At 64.5% G+C, this 17,396-nt stretch carries 13 protein-coding genes; 3 read left to right on the top strand and 10 right to left on the bottom strand.

Annotation, left to right across the window (positions count from 1 at the left end; genetic code table 11):
* Positions 1-85: 85 nt before the first annotated feature.
* The 3 genes from CLV47_RS04455 to CLV47_RS04445 all read right to left on the bottom strand — a co-directional run bounded on the left by CLV47_RS04455 (position 86) and on the right by CLV47_RS04445 (position 4,994).
* Entirely contained in the window at positions 86-2,965 is a 2,880-nt protein-coding gene (locus CLV47_RS04455; RefSeq protein ID WP_106347777.1) for a vitamin B12-dependent ribonucleotide reductase, read from the bottom strand.
* Between the two features lie 171 nt (positions 2,966-3,136).
* Entirely contained in the window at positions 3,137-3,724 is a 588-nt protein-coding gene (gene nrdR, locus CLV47_RS04450; RefSeq protein WP_238145224.1) for a transcriptional regulator NrdR, read from the bottom strand.
* A gap of 289 nt (positions 3,725-4,013) precedes the next feature.
* On the bottom strand, positions 4,014-4,994 hold the full coding sequence (locus tag CLV47_RS04445) for a LysM peptidoglycan-binding domain-containing protein (RefSeq protein ID WP_106347775.1): 981 nt from the start codon (positions 4,992-4,994) through the stop codon (positions 4,014-4,016).
* Positions 4,995-5,343: 349 nt separating this feature from the next.
* On the opposite strand from CLV47_RS04445, the gene lexA reads away from it, so the two are divergent.
* The gene (gene lexA / locus CLV47_RS04440) at positions 5,344-6,225 is read left to right on the top strand and encodes a transcriptional repressor LexA (protein ID WP_106347774.1); all 882 of its coding nucleotides are present in this window, start codon (positions 5,344-5,346) and stop codon (positions 6,223-6,225) included.
* On the opposite strand, the gene CLV47_RS04435 is transcribed toward lexA, so the two are convergent.
* The 5 genes from CLV47_RS04435 to miaA form a co-directional block, all read right to left on the bottom strand.
* Entirely contained in the window at positions 6,222-7,256 is a 1,035-nt protein-coding gene (locus CLV47_RS04435) for a hypothetical protein (protein WP_146135279.1), read from the bottom strand. The genes lexA and CLV47_RS04435 overlap by 4 nt on opposite strands.
* A gap of 41 nt (positions 7,257-7,297) precedes the next feature.
* On the bottom strand, positions 7,298-8,086 hold the full coding sequence (locus CLV47_RS04430; protein WP_170110952.1) for a phosphatase PAP2 family protein: 789 nt from the start codon (positions 8,084-8,086) through the stop codon (positions 7,298-7,300).
* 68 nt (positions 8,087-8,154) lie between these two features.
* Complete coding sequence (gene hflX, locus CLV47_RS04425; protein ID WP_177557482.1) at positions 8,155-9,588, bottom strand: GTPase HflX; 1,434 nt, start codon at positions 9,586-9,588, stop codon at positions 8,155-8,157.
* Positions 9,589-9,720: 132 nt separating this feature from the next.
* Positions 9,721-10,626: a diaminopimelate epimerase gene (dapF, locus tag CLV47_RS04420; protein ID WP_238145223.1), complete on the bottom strand. Its 906-nt coding sequence runs from the start codon at positions 10,624-10,626 to the stop codon at positions 9,721-9,723.
* The gene (gene miaA, locus CLV47_RS04415; RefSeq protein WP_106347770.1) at positions 10,608-11,552 is read right to left on the bottom strand and encodes a tRNA (adenosine(37)-N6)-dimethylallyltransferase MiaA; all 945 of its coding nucleotides are present in this window, start codon (positions 11,550-11,552) and stop codon (positions 10,608-10,610) included. The genes dapF and miaA overlap by 19 nt, the downstream gene beginning before the upstream one ends.
* A 247-nt stretch (positions 11,553-11,799) precedes the next feature.
* Here miaA and CLV47_RS04410 point away from each other — a divergent pair, with 247 nt between their 5' ends.
* Positions 11,800-13,011: a DUF349 domain-containing protein gene (locus CLV47_RS04410; protein WP_106347926.1), complete on the top strand. Its 1,212-nt coding sequence runs from the start codon at positions 11,800-11,802 to the stop codon at positions 13,009-13,011.
* On the opposite strand, the gene miaB is transcribed toward CLV47_RS04410, so the two are convergent.
* Positions 13,008-14,522: a tRNA (N6-isopentenyl adenosine(37)-C2)-methylthiotransferase MiaB gene (gene miaB / locus CLV47_RS04405; RefSeq protein ID WP_106347769.1), complete on the bottom strand. Its 1,515-nt coding sequence runs from the start codon at positions 14,520-14,522 to the stop codon at positions 13,008-13,010. The genes CLV47_RS04410 and miaB overlap by 4 nt on opposite strands.
* Positions 14,523-14,607: 85 nt before the next feature.
* Between miaB and CLV47_RS04400 the strand changes: the two genes are divergently transcribed.
* Positions 14,608-15,480, top strand: a complete 873-nt coding sequence (locus CLV47_RS04400) for a glutamate ABC transporter substrate-binding protein (protein WP_106347768.1) — start codon at positions 14,608-14,610, stop codon at positions 15,478-15,480.
* On the opposite strand, the gene rny is transcribed toward CLV47_RS04400, so the two are convergent.
* Entirely contained in the window at positions 15,477-17,384 is a 1,908-nt protein-coding gene (rny, locus tag CLV47_RS04395; protein WP_106347767.1) for a ribonuclease Y, read from the bottom strand. The two genes, CLV47_RS04400 and rny, sit on opposite strands and share 4 nt — an antisense overlap.
* Positions 17,385-17,396: the final 12 nt, after the last annotated feature.

Here is a 17,396-nt window from a genome sequence, read left to right as displayed (position 1 = left end):
CAAATCCAGCGACACAAAAGGAGGGGCGAACGACCTGGGTAGGTCGTTCGCCCCTCCTTGGCTGCGCTTCGCGGCAGCTAGGTGGCTAGCTGCAGCCGCTGGTGCTGCCGCAGCCTTCGCAGACATAGCATGAACCGGCGGGGCGCATCTTCACGCCGCACGATAGGCACAGCGGTGCATCCGCGCCCTTACCTTGGACCATCTCCATGAGCTCCGCGGACGATCCGACGTTAGCCGGAGCCGGTGCCGCTGCAGACGTCTGCGGAGCGCTGATCGGTGCGGACGAGGCGAGGCCTTCGAGGTCGATCTGGTCGCTGTCGTCGTCGCTACGGCTGCTCGGCGTGTCGTAGTCGTCCGCGACTTGCGCGGCGCGTTCTGCGGCGGAGAAGATACCGAGCTCGGCACGCTTCTCCTCCGGCAGGTAGTCAAGCGCGAGCCGGCGGAAGATGTAGTCGATGACCGACTGCGCGAGTCGGATGTCCGGGTCGTCGGTCATGCCTGCCGGCTCGAACCTCATGTTCGTGAACTTCTCGACATATTGCTCGAGAGGCACGCCGTACTGCAGCGCGATCGAGATCGCCACCGAGAACGCATCCATCACGCCGGCGAGGGTCGAGCCCTGCTTGCCTAGCTTGAGGAACACTTCGCCCAGTCCGTCGTCCGGATAGGAACCGGCTGTCAGGTAGCCTTCTGCTCCCCCGACACTGAACGACGTCGTCATGCTCGGACGTTTCTTCGGCAGCCGTTTGCGCGTCGGGCGACGCTCGATCACGGTCTCGACGACAGGCTCGTCAACCTTGTCCTTCTTCTTTGTCGACAACGGCTGACCGACCTTGCAGTTGTCGCGGTAGATCGCCAGCGCCTTGAGCCCGAGCTTCCATCCTTGGAAGTAGATGTCCTCGATTTCCTCGATCGTCGCCTGTTCCGGCATGTTGACGGTCTTGGAGATCGCGCCCGAGATAAATGGCTGGGTCGCGGCCATCATCCGCACGTGGCCCATCGGCGAGATCGCACGCTCACCGACCGCACAGTCGAATACTTCGTAGTGCTCGGTCTTGAGTCCTGGCGCGTCGATAATGTGCCCGTGTTCGGCGATGTACTCGACGATGGCCTCGACCTGCTCCTCCTGGTAGCCGAGCGTGCGCAAGGCAGCCGGCACGGTGAGATTCACGATCTGCATCGATCCACCGCCGACGAGTTTCTTGAACTTCAGCAACGAGAAGTCCGGCTCGATGCCGGTCGTGTCGCAGTCCATCATGAACCCGATGGTTCCGGTCGGTGCGATGACCGAGGCCTGCGCGTTGCGCCAGCCGTTCTTCTTGCCGACTTCCAATCCCTTGGCCCACACGCCTTCGGCGTGCTTGAGTACGGCCGCGTCGGTGTGGTGGATCGAGCGAACAGAGTCCGACGCGGCGGCGTGCTTACGCATGACCCGAGTGTGTGCGTCGGCGTTGCGCGCATATCCCTCGTACGGACCGACAATGCCGGCCAGTTCGGCGGAGCGCTTGTAGGCCGTACCAGTCATCAACGAGGTGATCGATGCCGCCAGCGCCCGGCCGCCTTCGCTGTCGTAGGCGAGCCCATTCGACATCAGCAGCGCACCGAGGTTGGCATAGCCGATGCCTAGCTGGCGGAAGGCACGCGTCGTGACGCCGATCGCTTCGGTCGGGAAATCGGCGAAGCAGATCGAGATATCCATCGCGGTGATGATGAACTCGACGGTCTTCTCGAACTTCGCCGAGTCGAACCCGCCATCGGCCGTGCGGAACTTCATCAAGTTGATCGAGGCGAGGTTGCACGACGAGTTGTCGAGACTCATGTATTCCGAGCACGGGTTGGACGCCGTGATGCGGCCGCTTTCGGGGTTGGTGTGCCAGTCGTTGATCGTGCTGTCGTACTGGATGCCCGGATCGGCGCATGCCCATGCGGCCTCGCTCATCTTGCGAAATAGCGACTTCGCGTCAACGGTCTCGATGACCTCTCCGGTGCCGCGGGCGCGCAGCCCAAACTCGGTACCGTCGTCGACCGCGCGCATGAACTCGTCGTTGACACGCACCGAGTTGTTGGCGTTTTGGTACTGAACGCTGACGATGTCCTTGCCGCCAAGATCCATGTCATAGCCCGCATCGCGCAGCGCGCGAATCTTGTCTTCCTCACGCATCTTCGTCTCGATGAACTCTTCGACGTCGGGGTGATCGACATCCAGGACGACCATCTTGGCCGCACGCCGAGTCGCGCCACCGGATTTGATCGTTCCGGCGCTCGCATCGGCGCCCCGCATGAAGCTCACCGGGCCTGAGGCCGTCCCGCCTGATGAGAGCAGTTCCTTGCTGGAACGGATCCGGGACAGGTTGAGCCCCGCGCCCGAACCACCTTTGAAGATCAGACCCTCTTCGCGGTACCAGTTGAGGATCGAGTCCATCGTATCGTCGACCGACAAGATGAAGCACGCCGAAACTTGCTGCGGCGCCGAGGTTCCAACGTTAAACCACACCGGCGAGTTGAAGCTGAAGACCTGATGCAACAACATCCACGTGAGCTCGTCCGAGAAGATCTGCGCATCCTTGGCGCTACGGAAGTAGCCGTTGAGCTCACCAGCTTCACGATAGGTGCTCACGACTCGGTGGATGAGCTGGCGCAGGCTGTTTTCGCGGGTGTCACTGCCGACAGCGCCGCGGAAGTACTTCGTCGTGACAATGTTGGTCGCGTTGAGGCTCCAGAAGTCCGGAAACTCGACCCCGCGCTGCTCGAAGTTGATCGAGCCATCGCGCCAGTTGGTCATCACGACGTCACGGCGCTGCCAGGTCACCTCGTCGAGCGGATTGACGTCATCGCTGCTGAATACCCGCTCGAGCCGCAGTCCCTTGGCCGAATAGGTGGGTTTTGCACTCGCAGTGGCCTTCTTCGCTTCCGCCGCGTCGGTGGTGGGCTCGTCGCTCTTCGCCGAGTGTGTTGTCTCCGTCATGAGACCGGGGTCCTCTCGTTCTGGTGTGGCCGGGGGTAGTTCGTTCAGGCATCACCGACGATGGGAAGCGATCGGCCGCGGTCGCGATACGTCGCTCGGCGGTAATCGTCGGTGATTGGGTTGTGCTCTTCTAGTTCCGTTGAGTTGTCGTTCGGTGGCTACGCGTGATCGTCACGAAGGGGCGCTGGGAACCAGGGTGTCCGACGAGTCGTCGGCGGCTCCTTCTTTGGTTGCCCGGTCCTTGGTTGGCCGGTCCTTGGTTGGCCGGTCCTTGTTTGGTAGGTCTTTGGTTGGCGGGTCTTTGCTGGCCTGGCCCTGACTTGCATCCTCGGTGGTGTCCCTGTCGACGGCGCCGGACTCACGCAACAGCGCAATCTCGGCCTCGAAGTCCGCGACCGACGCGAATGATCGGTAGACACTGGCGAACCGGAGGTAGGCGACGGAGTCCAGAGCGCGAAGCGGCCCAAGAATCGCCAGCCCGACTTCGTTACTGGGCACCTCGGCCGCACCACTTGCACGAACGGTGTCTTCTACCTGCTCCGCAAGTAGCGCAAGCTGGTCCTCGCCTACTGGGCGGCCCTGACAGGCACGCCGGACGCCACTGATGACTTTGTCCCGGCTGAACGGTTCGGAGACGCCGGAGCGTTTGACGACGGCGAGCATCGCCTCTTCCAGCGTCGTAAATCGCCGTCCGCATCCCTGGCAGGATCTGCGGCGCTTGATCGACTGGCCGTCGTCGACCTCACGAGAGTCGGTCACACGGGAGTCTGAGTGCCGGCAGTATGGGCAACGCATGGCACAACTCCCTTCAACCATTAGCCCTGGCCGACGTCGGCCTGGGGACAATTTGCGGATAACTGTGGGATTGGTTGTGGACGACCGGTGTACGAATCGTGGACAACCCACCCCAACCTGTGGATGAAACACATCCATGTAACTACTATATGTTGTGGTATCAGGTTAAGCCCACCATAGGGAGGTTGCAAGTACTTTGAGCCGAATTCATGAAAGTCGCCGGAACTAGCCGGCTTGGGTCGGGCAACAAACCTCAGTACGCGGGCACGATCAGGTAGTCGCCGGCCGGCAGTGGCGCGTCGACAGACCCACTCAGGCCATTCGCGGCCCGGATGAGCGCGACCAGGTCGGCGCGGTGGGCCGGCGCGGCAAATCGTGAGGCGATGCTGCCCACAGTGTCGCCGGGTTTGACCAGAACTTCCTGAGTCGCCGCCACCGGCGCCGTGCCCGCGCCGCTTGCGTTAACTAGCGCCGACGCGCCGGCGATCACAGTCGCGATGAGCACCATCACCGCGATATGCCCACGCACAGTGAGCCGCGCCCGTCTGGCGGCTCGCGTGACGGGGCGGACGTCTGCGGCCACCGGAATCATCGTCGACTCGAGGTTGCGGGCTGCCTGCGCCTCCACACGAGCACCCAACACCTCCACTCGAGCACCCAAACCAACGTGCGTCTCGGCAGCTAACTGCACATCAGACCGACCGCCAAGTGGCACGGCGAATCGGCTGACCCGACGCGATCTCGCATCTGCCCGGCAAGTTGATACGACAGACGGAACCAACGGTGGCAACTCCTCGCCGGCCGCGTCATCGACGCCGGACCCACGAGCGGACTCGACGCGCGAGCTTGGCGGCGTCGACTCATCCAATCGCGATACTGAGTCAGCCGAGCCGCCCAAACGTCGCAAGCCGAACTTGGCCAGCGCACCGGAGACTTCCTCCCGACCGCCAGACCGCGTAGACAGACCGATCGCAGGAGCCGGCGGCTCGACACGAACCTTCGCCCGGGAGAACGACCCGAACGAAGCTCGATGACCGACCGCAGCTCCTCGTCGGACATCCGGCTGAGCGCGGCTCGCGCGATCGGCGCGCTCTTCAGCGCCGCTACCGACCACGTCGCCGTCCTCAGAAAGGGCGAACATTTCGGCCTGCGCGGGCCGTGCGGCCGCAGCGCGGCCCGACTTGCGGTTACGGTGTGGACCGTTGCGATGTGCCTTCGTGGTTTGCATAGTCATTGCTTACTCCTCGGGGCCGACAATTCTGGACGAGTGCGCGCGGACGGCCCATGGACCCTGCCAACGCGGCCTATCCACAACCGGTCGGAACGCTTGCATCCGCACGTAGTACGGGTGTACTATCGAACCTGCGTACTAAGTTATACACACACAAAATCAGAATGTCGATAGGTTTCGGCGAGTCGCACGTACATTAGTTCGAATCGTTACGTAGAGTCATTGAGCACGCAAGCACGGAGAGGCCGCCAGTTCAAACAGGCGGCAAGCAGACACCGACGGTACGCACACACAGACGGTAAGCACACAGTCAGGCAGCTCATACAGAAGTCCCGCGGAGTGAGAGGTTCACATGCCCAGCAAAAAGGTCAACTCAACAGACAAGAGCGCGACCACTAAACGCGCGACAGGCGTGGGCGGCGAGAAGGCCGACGATGCCACAACCGGTGCGCGGAAGGCTGTCGCCGGCGCGAGCGCGAAAACATCGACGAAGCCGGCCGCTAAGCGAGCGGCTAAACGCGCCGCCCCGAAGGCGACTGCCGACGGCGCGAAGTCTGAAGGCACCGTCCATCAGTTCCCCGAGGCGCCGGACGAGAGTGGGCTCACGGTCCGGCAGCGCAAAGTGATGGACGTGATTCGCGCGTCAGTCCGCACTCGCGGCTATCCGCCAAGCGTGCGTGAGATCGGTGAGGCTGTCGGCCTCGCGTCCCCGTCCTCGGTCGCTCATCAGTTGCGCGCGTTGCAGTCGAAGGGATTTCTGCGCCGTGACGCCAATCGTCCCCGCGCGGTCGACATCCGCACGCCCGCGCAGGCTGCGGGCGATGCCGCGGTCATTCCCCGCTATGACGCCCGGTTCCCGACACCCTCGTTCGTGCCGGTCGTCGGACGCATCGCCGCTGGTGGCCCGATCCTGGCCGAGCAGGCGGTCGAAGACGTGTTCCCGCTGCCTAAGGAACTGGTCGGCGACGGCACCCTGTTCTTACTCAAGGTCGTTGGCGAGTCGATGATTGATGCGGCGATTTGCGACGGTGACTGGGTCGTGGTGCGTCAGCAGCCCGACGCCAACCAGGGCGACATTGTGGCGGCGATGATTGACGGCGAGGCAACGGTCAAGACGTACCGGCGGACCGACGGACATACCTGGCTTGTCCCGCACAACAAGGCGTTCGAGCCCATCAACGGCGACGACGCAGCGATTCTCGGCCGCGTCGTATCGGTCCTGCGTCGGGTCTAGTCGCCGTGACGAGGCTTGCGCAGGCGTATGGCGACGAGCAATACGCCTGCGCAAGCTAGCAAGATCGCACCGATCACGACGTACGGCAACACGTCGTTGCGGGCAGGTACACGGGCGTCGTCACCGACGGCGACCTGCCGACTAGCGACTGCGTCTCCTGGGGTCGTCGTCACCGGCAACACGCTGAGTGTGGCGTTTTGCCCCTCGCCGAATAGGTAGATGTCATTTGTCTGTGGCGCGAACGCGATTGCCTCGCCCTGCGGAGATGGCGGAAGCGGTATGACTGTCGCCTTCTTGCCGACGAGTGTGCCCGCGATGTCGGGGCTGTCGAGGTCCCAGATATACGCGTCGGTGTACGTGCGGAGCGCGATCAGTGTGTCATCTGCAGAAGCGGCGGCCCCGGTCACGAGTCGTGAGCCGAGCCATCCCACCGGTCCACCAGGAGTATCGGTCTTGTCGATCCGCAGGTCCCCGACCTTGTCCAGCGGCTGCGGCATGTCGGTTGCACCGGGGGCGATGTCCACCGGCTCGGAGCTGCGATAGACGCCGCTGAGACCGGTCAGACTCTTCGTGACAATCACGATGCGTCCGTCCGACTGCACGAACAGCGACTCGGCGTCGTGGGCGCCGTCGGGATAGCGAAAGCGGCGGATCTGCGCGAGGCTGGGATCCGCGGGATCCACTAGTTCGAGCGCGACGCTGTCACGGACGGCGTTATTGTCGCCGATGTCGGCGACGTACAGAAGCCCATTCGGACCGCGTGCTAGGTCTTCGGTGTCACGCGGATCGATCGCCACCACCGAGACCGCGGTCGTCTGGCACTCTTGGTCGAGGTGGAATACCTCGACCTGATCGCCGCTGTCATTGATGATGTCGTAGCCGTCGGGCCGCACGAGCAGGCCGCTGCCTTCGACGATTCGCGAATCAGTGACCGTGCAGACGTCAGTACCAGCGGCGTACGCCGGGGCCGCGGCCGCAGCAGGAACACCGAGCAGCGTGCCCGCCGTAGCGGCAATGAGCGACATCGTCACTCGTGAGGCACCGCGCACCCATCTCCTAATGCGCCTGTCTCCTAGTGTTCATCGACCGGTGACCGGCCGAGCCACTTTGCGACGGTCGCGGCTAACCCGGTCTCGAACCAATCCTCGACCCGCCGCCCCATTTTCGTAACGCTGGCCCGCCGTGCGATCCATAGCAGCACGATGCCCACGCTTGCGCCGGCGATAATGTCGCTGAGCCAGTGATAGTTCATGAACAGCACGGCAAAAGCAGCGATGATCGGCCCGGCGATCGCATATATACAGACCACCCGTCGTACCCATACTGTTGCTATGTAGTCGACGGCGATCCAGGCACCGATGCTGCTCAGCAAAATAGCGTTCGCTTGATGTCCGGATGGATAGGAATCGTTATAGCCGACGGCATGCAGCAGATCTCCGCGCGGATCGGTCGGAAACGTCCGCGCGATAAGGAACTTCGAGGTGTAGATGGCGGCACTCAGTAGCGCCACACCGAGTGCCAGACGCACGAACGGAACAAAGTTGCGAGACTTCACCGCGATGACGATGCACAGCACGAGAATCCACACCAGATTGGTCGCCCGGCCACCCGTCTGACTGAGCACGTACCCGATGGCACTGCCCACGGCAGAATCGCGTAGGCCGACAGTCCGAATCCAACCAGCGAGGACTCCGTCAAAGTGCCGCAGTAAGCCGTCCGCGAGCACGTCGGCGGTAACGAGCGCGAACAGGACCGTGCAGGCTATCGCCAGCCAGCGCGCCGGATACCACGCGCGGTCCGCGGTGGGCCATTGGCTGACCGGAACACGGCGCGGGTCGTCGGCGTCGGGTGTACGGGTCACGGCGAACAGCCTACGCGGGGGCGCGCTCTAGGTCGCCGTACCTCACAGGCCACGCGCGTCGGGTGCGCTCAGCGAGCGAAGGCCTCGAGCGTGGCAGCGACTTGCGGGTAAGCGCGGCCGGTCAGCGCCGTACCGTCTGGCAGGTATTCGGTCGTGGCGATGTCCGCCTCATCATGCAGCCGGGCGACCAGATCGCCGCGCTCGTACGGAATGAGGACGTCGAAATCGATCCGTGGACGCGGCAGCGCGGTCTCGATCGCGAGAAGCAGTTTGTCGATACCCATACCGGTCACGGCGGAGACCGCAATGCTTCCCGGCAAGGATCGCTCGAGACGCTCAATCGCCTCGGGGTCGGCCGCATCGGCCTTGTTAATGACCATGAGCTCGGGAACGTCCTTGGCGCCGATCTGCGCGAAGACCTCACGAACCGCGCTGATCTGCCCTTCCGGGTCCGGATCGGCTCCGTCGACCACGTGCAGCACCAGGTCCGCCGATTCGACTTCTTCCAGGGACGAGCGAAACGCCTCGACCAGCTGATGCGGCAGCGAACGGACAAACCCGACGGTGTCCGCGATCGTGTATTCACGACCGTCAGCGGTCTCTGCGCGCCGCACGGTCGGGTCAAGCGTCGCGAACAGTGCGTTTTCGACCAGCACTCCCGCTCCGGTAAGCCGGTTGAGCAGGGTCGACTTGCCCGCGTTGGTGTAACCGGCGATCACCACGGCGGCGGCATGACTTCGCTGGCGGGAGGCTCGTTTAGTGTCACGGCTCGTCTTCATCGCGGCAATCTCGCGGCGCAACTTGGCGATTCGCTGGTGAATCCGTCGCCGGTCGAGCTCGATCTTGGTCTCACCGGGCCCGCGGCCACCGATACCGCCGCCTTCGGCGCCGACCCGCCCGCCGGCCTGACGCGACATCGACTCACCCCAGCCGCGAAGACGCGGCAAGAGATACTGCAGCTGCGCAAGCTCCACCTGCGACTTACCTTCCCGGCTCTTGGCGTGCTGAGCGAAGATGTCCAGGATCAAGGCGATCCGATCGATGACTTTCACCTTGACGACGCCCTCGAGAGCGGTGCGTTGGGACGGCGACAGCTCATCGTCGCAGATGACCGTATCCGCACCGGTCGCGCGGACGATGTCGGCGAGCTCTCGGGCCTTGCCCGAGCCGAGGTACGTCGCCGGGTCCGGGTTGGTGCGTCGCTGGATCACGCCATCGAGCACTTCCGAGCCGGCCGTCTCGGCCAAGGCGGCGAGCTCTTTGAGTGAGTTCTCCGCCGCCCGCGGGCTCCCGGTGAGATCGAGCCCTGCCAGCACGACGCGCTCCAGGCGCAACTGGCGGTACTCGACCTCGGTGACGTCTTCGAGTTCGGTCGACAGTCCGGAGACTCGGCGCAGCGACTGACGGTCCTCGAGGTCGTAGCCACCGGTGTCGTTTCGTGGCGCGGCCCCGGTGGCATGCTTGTTCGTGGTCGGGTCGATCGTTCGGTTGGTTTGCGTCATCGTCTTCCTATGATCCCACGTCCGCTCGGTAACCGCATCTGAGTTTGATCGCCCACCCACCGAAACCGATCCGGCGCTCAGAATCAGCTTCATGCCCCGACCCGGGGCACGCGTCGCGTGGTCGACGATCCGTTAGCGGCCGCGCAGCAGAACCGTAGACCCTTCCGCAACGATCTCGGCCGGTCCGGTCAGCAGCACCGTCGCGGGACTTACGGCGGTGAGCAGCCGTCCCCCGGGTACGTCGACGATGACCGTGCCTTCGGTCTTGCCGGCATTCGCGAGTGTGGCGTACGCGACCGCGCAGATGCCGGTTCCACACGAACGCGTCTCACCGACACCTCGTTCGTAGACGCGCATCCGCACATGCGCGTCGGTCTCCGACGCCCCCGGGACCTGCTCGAAGAACTCGAGGTTGACTCCCTCCGGGAAGAACGACGCGTCGTACGACGGTGCGCGGGACAGATCGAGACCCGCGACCGCGGCCGGCTCCCCGGAGAGGTCGCAGGCTAGGTGCGGGTTGCCCATCGACACCGCACGCCCGGCGTACTCGGCCTTCGAGTCAAAGGCACGAACGGTGGCCGCCGACGTTCCGAGATCTTCCGCCGGGCCCATGTCAACGGTGATGCGGCCATCCACGCCGAAGCTGACCAGCTTGACGCCGGACCGGGTGATGACCGGTAGGTCGGCGGAGTCGACGAAGCCGAGCCGTTGCAGGTAGCGGGCAAATACGCGTACGCCGTTGCCGCACATCTGCGCCACCGACCCATCGGCGTTGCGATAGTCCATAAACCACTCGGCGTCCTGGACATCCGGCACTCCGGTCTGCTCGTCGGTCTCAGCGCTGCGTCGTACGACCCGGATCACACCGTCGCCGCCGATTCCGGCATGCCGGTCGCACAGCAGGCGTACGTCGGCCTCGGTCAAGGTCAGTCGGCCGTCGGGATCGGGGATCAGCACGAAGTCGTTCTCGGTGCCATGACCTTTCGCGAAGTCGACAGCGAGCTGGGTCGAGGCGGTGTCTATTGGTTGCTGGGCCACTGGTTAATCGTACTCAGCACGCGCTCGGGTAGCGCCTGTTCGGCCGCGTCGCACCAGTGGATCCGCGAGTCGCGGCGAAACCATGCGCGTTGTTTACGGGCAAACCGCCGGGTCGCACTAATCGTCTGCTCGATAGCCTCGGCCTCGGTCAGTTCGCCAGACAGCAGCCGCAGGACCTGCTGATACCCCAGTGCCTTGCTCGCGGTCCGCGTCGCCGACAACCCGTCGGCCTCAAGGGCGCGCACCTCCTCGACGAAGCCCTGCTCCCACATCCGGCACACGCGCAACGCAATCCGGTCGGCAAGGTCCGCCCGGTCCAGCCCGATCTGGACGGCCCGGTAATGCTCAGTGTTCGTCTTCTCATCGGCGGGCAGCTGCGCCTCGAACGGCGCCCCGGTGATCTCTATGACCTCGAGGGCGCGCACGATCCGGCGACCGTTGGTGGAAAGAATACGTTCGGCGGCAGCCGGGTCGAGCCGAACGAGTCGGCGATGCAGCGCGAACGTGCCTTGTTCGCGCAGCTCCGCCTCAAGCCGCGCGCGCACCTCGGGATCGGTGCCAGGGAAATCGAGGTCGTCGATCACCGCCTTGATGTAGAGCCCCGATCCGCCCACGAGCATCGGGATGCGCGACCGCGACCGAATCGCGTCGACGCAGTCACGGGCGCGGGCCTGGTAGTCCGCGACCGTCACCGCGTGCCCGATCGGCCACATGTCGAGTAAGTGGTGCACGATGCCGCGGCGCTGGCCCAGCGGTTGCTTCGCCGTGCCGATGTCCATTCCTCGATAGACCTGCATCGAGTCGGCGTTGATGATCTCCACCGCCTCGGGGCCGCCGAGCAACTCGGCCACATCGAGCGCGAGATCGGTCTTTCCTGACGCCGTCGGCCCGGCGATGACGATGACCTCCGCACTCTGCACGCTCATATCGACACCACCGCCAATTACCTGACTCCCGTTCCGGCTCAACACATCCGCCGGTCACGATAGTCGTCACCGCTGCGCAGACCGCGACCGCGCCAGTCGCGACACCACTCCCCGAGCCGACCCACCGCAACGTGCGCACTCGCACAGTGTGAGAATTACCAAACCGAGCCGAGGGCGGCGCAGGCGCATAACCTGTCGGTCTGCCATCGGGACTTAGCAAATGTCGTACGCCGGAGGTCTCATCGCAATGGTTGCCAGCAACGAGTGGGGTCGTGTCGATGACGACGGCACCGTCTACGTGCGGACTGCCGAGGGTGAGCGCGTGGTGGGGTCGTGGCAGGCCGGCGCGCCCGAAGAGGGCCTCGCGCTGTACACCCGCAAGTACGACGACCTCGCCACCGAGGTGAGCTTGCTCGCGAGCCGTCTCGAGTCCGGTGCCGGCAACCCGCAGCACACCGCAGAGCTCGCGACCCAGATGCGCGCCTCGCTTGCCGACGCCGCCGTGATCGGTGATCTCGGCGCACTGGACAAGCAACTCGGTGAACTGCTTGAGAAGACCTCCGTAAAAAAGGAAGAAGTCGCCGCCGCCAAGGCACAGGCACGCGCGGATGCGGTTGCCGCCAAAGAGGCGCTCGCCGCCGAGGCCGAGCAGCTCTCGACCAGCACCCAATGGAAGGCGAGCGGCGACCGGCTGCGCGCGATCATCGAAGAATGGAAGGCGATCAAGGGCGTCGACCGCAAGACCGACGACGTTCTGTGGAAGCGTTTCAGTAGCGCCCGCGATGCCTTCAGCAAGGCCCGTGGGTCGCACTTCGCCCAGCTGGACAAGCAACGCGAGGCTGCCAAAGAAGTCAAGCTAAAGATCGTCGCAGAAGCCGAGGAACTTTCCACCTCGACCGACTGGGGCCCGACCGCATCGAAGATGAAGTCGCTGATGAGCGACTGGAAGGCGGCCGGTCGCGCGCCACGCGACAGCGAAGACAACCTCTGGGGGCAGTTCCGTGCCGCGCAGGACAAGTTCTTCGCTGCTCGCAGCGCCGTGTTCGACGTACGGGACTCCGAACAGCTCGACAACAAGAAAGCCAAGGAGCAGCTGCTCGACTCGGCCGACAAGATCGACCCCGCGAACAGCCTGGAGGAGGCGAAGTCCGCGCTTCGAGATCTCCAGGACAAATGGGAACAGATCGGGCACGTGCCGCGCGAGGCGATGCGTCCATTGGAAGATCGGCTCAAAAAGGTCGAACGACGAGTACGCGATGCCGAGGACGCAGAATGGAAACGGTCCGCTGCCGAGTCCAACCCGATTCTGCTGAATATGCGCGAGGCGGTGACCAAGGCCGAGACCGCGCTGAGTAAAGCCGAGGCGGCCGGTAACGCCAAGAAGATCGACGAGGCCCGGCAGGCTCTCGACGCACGCCGCGAGTGGCTCGCCGAGGCCGAGAAGTCGGTCCAGAGCTAGGTCGCGCGCCGCACGGTCGGCATCGCGAGAAAGACACCCTTCTCAACGGGCGCATTGTGCCGCGCTTCGTGCGCGTCCCCGCCCCGCGTACGCCGGTGAGTCAGCACGTCGCCGTCTGCGACAAGATGGTGCGGTGCGGCCTGCGTGATCCTGGTCGTGATGACGTCACCGGGGCGGACGGCACCGTCGACTCGCGGGCCGATCGGGGTGAAGTGCACCAGGCGGCCATCGCGTCCACGCCCGCTCATCCGGTCGGTGGCCTTGTCCTTACGTCCTTCACCGTCGGCAACCAGCACCTCGGTCTCGGTGCCGATGAGGTTCTTGCCGAGGTCCCACGAGATCTGATTTTGCAGCTTGACCAGTCGTTCATACCGCTCTTGGACGACTTCTTTGGGCAGTTGATCGTCCATGGTCGCTGCCGGCGTACCGGGCCGGGGCGAGTACTGGAAGGTGAATGCGGTGGCAAACTGTGACTGCTCGACGACGTCGAGCGTCTGCTGGAAGTCCTCTTCGGTCTCACCGGGGAATCCGACGATGATGTCCGTTGTCAGCGCCGCGTCGGGCATCGCTTCGCGGACCTTTCGGACGATCGAGAGATAGCGATCGGGTCGGTAGGAACGGCGCATCGCGCGCAATACCCTCGCCGAGCCGGACTGCAGCGGCATATGCAGCTGATGGCAGACGTTGGCGGTGGTGGCCATGGCCTCGATAACGTCGTCGGTGAAGTCCCGCGGATGTGGTGAGGTGAAGCGGACACGCTCGAGCCCGTCGATTTGACCGCACGACTTGAGCAGCTGAGAAAACGCCGTGCGTTCCCCGAATGACACGCCGTACGAATTCACATTTTGGCCGAGCAACGTAACTTCGAGCGCGCCGTCTGCGACGAGTGCTTGTACCTCGGCGAGGACATCGCCCGGTCGGCGGTCCTTCTCCCGGCCACGAAGGGCCGGCACGATGCAGAAGGTACAGGTGTTGTTGCAGCCGACCGAGATCGATACCCATCCGGCATACGCCGCATCCCGCTTCGCCGGCAGCGCCGATGGGAACTCTTCGAGCGCCTCGAGGATCTCTACCTGGGCCTCTTGGTTGTGCCGAGCACGGTCGAGCAATGTGGGCAGCGATCCGACGTTGTGGGTGCCGAACACCACGTCGACGTACGGCGCCTTGTCCACGATGGTAGAGCGGTCCTTCTGGGCGAGACAGCCACCGACCGCGATCTGCAAGTCGGGGTTGGCGCGCTTCACCGGTGCGAGGTGACTGAGATTGCCGTAGAGCTTGTTGTCCGCGTTTTCCCGGACCGCACACGTGTTGAACACGATCAGGTCCGGCTCTTCGTCCTCCAACGCGCTGCGATAACCAGAGGCCTCGAGTACGCCGGCCAGCCGCTCGGAGTCGTGCACATTCATCTGGCAGCCGTAGGTCTTGATCTGATAGCGACGTCCGGCGCCACCGTTGCGAGGCGCGTGATCGGTGGCAGGAGCCGTCTGAGAATCGCTGGGCAATGAAGTCATATCCCATCAATGGTAAGGCGTCCGTCCGCGTGTCGCGGCGTCGGCTCACGGTCGATTCTCAGCACCGTGCCTTTACGATAGACACATGCTGAAGCGGATCGCGATTATGCTCGTCTGTTTCGGCTTCGTCCTCGCCGGATGCGCCGGCACGCAGTCGCCGCAGAAGTTCAGCAAGCCCAGCGATCACCCGCCCAAGTTCGCCGCCGGTACGACGATGGCCGCGCTGCAAACGGCCAAGAACATCCGGATCGGCGTCAAATTCGACCAGCCCAACCTTGGCTATATGAGCCCGGGTGCGAAGGTTCCCTCCGGCTTCGATATCGAGATCGCGAAGATCATCGCGGCGCACCTCGGGCTGGACGCCGGACAGATCACCTGGGTGAAGACCGATTCGGCGGACCGCGAGAAGTACCTCACCGGTAACACCGTCGACATCGTGGTCGCGAGCTATTCGATGACCCCGCAGCGGCAGTCGGTCGTCGGGCAGGCCGGGCCGTACCTCGTCACCGGTCAGCAGATCATGGTCCGCAAGGACGACGCGGACATCGATACCGCGCAAGACCTCAAGGACCGGAAGGTCTGCACCGTCGCGGGCTCGTCGTCGACCGAGCTGATCGTGAAGAAGTTCCACGCCGACCCGTGGCCGAGCGACTCGTATGCGAAATGCGTCGACGCACTGCTCGACGGTGAAGTGGAGGCGGTCAGTACCGACGGCGCGGTGTTGATGGGCTTCCTGATCAACCACGTCGACGAGGTCAAGATCGTCGGCGAACCGTTCACCACCGAGCGCTACGGTATCGGCTACAAACACGGCGACAAGGCGATGTGCGAGTTTCTGACCAAGACCCTGCTCGCGTCGTACAAGGACGGCACGTGGAGCTCGGCCTTCGAGACGACTCTCGGCAAGACCGGCGTGGAGGCACCCACACCGGCGCAGCCGGACAAGTGCCAGAGCTAGTGCGCGACCTCGGTCGCGCGTGACTCGCGTACGACGGTGACACGGATCTGACCCGGATAGGTCAGCTCGTCCTCGATCTGGGCCGCGACCTCGCGGGCCAGCGTATGCGAGGCTACGTCGTCGACGATCTCGGGTTTCACCATGACCCGCACCTCGCGACCGGCCTGCATCGCGAAGACCTTTTCCACGCCCGGCTTCTGGGCGGCGATTTGCTCGATGCGTTCGAGGCGCTTGACGTAGGCCTCGACGCTCTCGCGGCGGGCGCCTGGGCGTCCGCCGGAGCACGAGTCGGAGGCCTGGGTGAGTACGGCCTCGATTGTCTCGGGCTGCACCTCGTTGTGGTGTGCCTCTATCGCGTGAACCACCTCGGGTGCTTCACCGTACTTGCGGGCGAGCTCCGCACCGATGATCGCGTGGCTTCCCTCGACCTCGTGGGTGAGCGCCTTGCCGATGTCATGCAGGAACGCGCCTCGTTTGACTAGTTCGGTCGGCACGCCAAGCTCCGCGGCCATCGCCGCGGCGATGTGCGCGGTTTCGACCAGATGCAACAGCACGTTTTGGCCGTACGACGTGCGGTAGCGCAGCCGGCCGAGAAGCGACACGATCTCTGGGTGCACGTGGTCGATGCCGACCTCCAGAAGGGCGTCCTCCGCCGCGCGCTGGCAGAGCGCATCGACCTCGATCTTGCTGCGTTCGTACGCCTCTTCGATACGATGCGGATGGATACGCCCGTCCATCACCAGCTTGGACAGCGTGAGCCGGCCGATCTCGCGGCGCACCGGGTCGAAGCAGGACAGCAGTACCGCCTCGGGGGTGTCGTCGATGATCAGGTTGACCCCGGTCGTCGTCTCGAACGAGCGAATGTTGCGGCCCTCACGACCGATGATCCTGCCCTTCATGTCCTCGCTGGGCAGGTGCATCACCGCCACGACGCTCTCCGCGGTCTGTTCGCTGGCGACCCGCGCAATCGCGTCGGCGACGATGATCTTGGCTCGATCGTCGGCGCCCTTGCGTGCCTCGGTCTCGATATCACGAGCCAGGATCGCGCTCTCCCGTCGGATCTGGGCCTCCTGCTGTGCGATCAGCTCGGATTTCGCGGCCTCGGCAGTGAGGCCGGCGATGCGTTCCAGTTCCGAGCTCAGGCCCGACTCGCGGTCCGCGAGTTCGCTCTCCTGCGCGCGTAGCCGTTCGTCACCAGCGGCAAGCTCGAGCTCGCGGGACTCAACCCGGCGCGCCTCGGTGTCGAGGCGTTCTTCACGCTCGGCCAGCCGGCTCTCGCGGCGTTCGGCGTCGACCAGCACGTTGCGGGAGCGCTCGAGGATGCGCTCGGCCTCGCGTTCGGTGTCCTTGCGGCTCGAGAGCAGCATCTCGCTGATGTCCAGCTCGGCCTGGCGCCGCGCAGAGTCTGTCTCGGCATTGATCTCGTTGCGGATGCGCTGCGCGGCCGCGCGGGTCTGCTGGGCCTCGCGCAGCGCCGCGTTACGGATGGCCGTGAGCTCCTGCTCGAGCTCGTCGCGCACCTGATCACGCACCTCGTCTTCTAGTTCGGCGCGGATTCGGTCGCGGGTATGGGTATCGAACTCGTCGGTGACTTGTCGGCGCGCGGTGCGACGGGCCTCGACAAGCGCGGCGGCCTTGGCCTCGTTGCGTCCGGCGCGGCGGCCCTGCTCGTATCCGGCGGCGTGACCTTCTTCGAGACCGGTGGCTCGGCCTTCTGAGAGGATCTCCTCGCGTGCGGCGGCGTCCGTACCGGTAGCCGCCGACGTCGCGGCAGAAGGTGCGACGGCGGGCTGTGGATCGGCGCGACGATCGATTGAGCGCAAAATGCGGTGACCGGTCAGCACGACGGCGACAATGAGAATCACGACCGCGAGTATGAGCACGATGCCCAGTAAGAGTGGCATGTTGCATGCTCC

It is taken from the genome of Antricoccus suffuscus (genome assembly GCF_003003235.1).
Classification (GTDB): domain Bacteria; phylum Actinomycetota; class Actinomycetes; order Mycobacteriales; family Antricoccaceae; genus Antricoccus; species Antricoccus suffuscus.
This window is presented reverse-complemented; position numbering and strand designations above follow the sequence as displayed.

Coding starts and splice junctions, on each gene's coding strand:
- CLV47_RS04455 (WP_106347777.1), bottom strand. CDS start 2,965: ATGACGGAGACAACACACTCGGCGAAGAGCGACGAGCCCACCACCGAC.
- CLV47_RS04445 (WP_106347775.1), bottom strand. CDS start 4,994: ATGACTATGCAAACCACGAAGGCACATCGCAACGGTCCACACCGTAAC.
- lexA (WP_106347774.1), top strand. CDS start 5,344: ATGCCCAGCAAAAAGGTCAACTCAACAGACAAGAGCGCGACCACTAAA.
- hflX (WP_177557482.1), bottom strand. CDS start 9,588: ATGACGCAAACCAACCGAACGATCGACCCGACCACGAACAAGCATGCC.
- miaA (WP_106347770.1), bottom strand. CDS start 11,552: ATGAGCGTGCAGAGTGCGGAGGTCATCGTCATCGCCGGGCCGACGGCG.
- CLV47_RS04410 (WP_106347926.1), top strand. CDS start 11,800: ATGGTTGCCAGCAACGAGTGGGGTCGTGTCGATGACGACGGCACCGTC.
- miaB (WP_106347769.1), bottom strand. CDS start 14,522: ATGACTTCATTGCCCAGCGATTCTCAGACGGCTCCTGCCACCGATCAC.
- CLV47_RS04400 (WP_106347768.1), top strand. CDS start 14,608: ATGCTGAAGCGGATCGCGATTATGCTCGTCTGTTTCGGCTTCGTCCTC.
- rny (WP_106347767.1), bottom strand. CDS start 17,384: ATGCCACTCTTACTGGGCATCGTGCTCATACTCGCGGTCGTGATTCTC.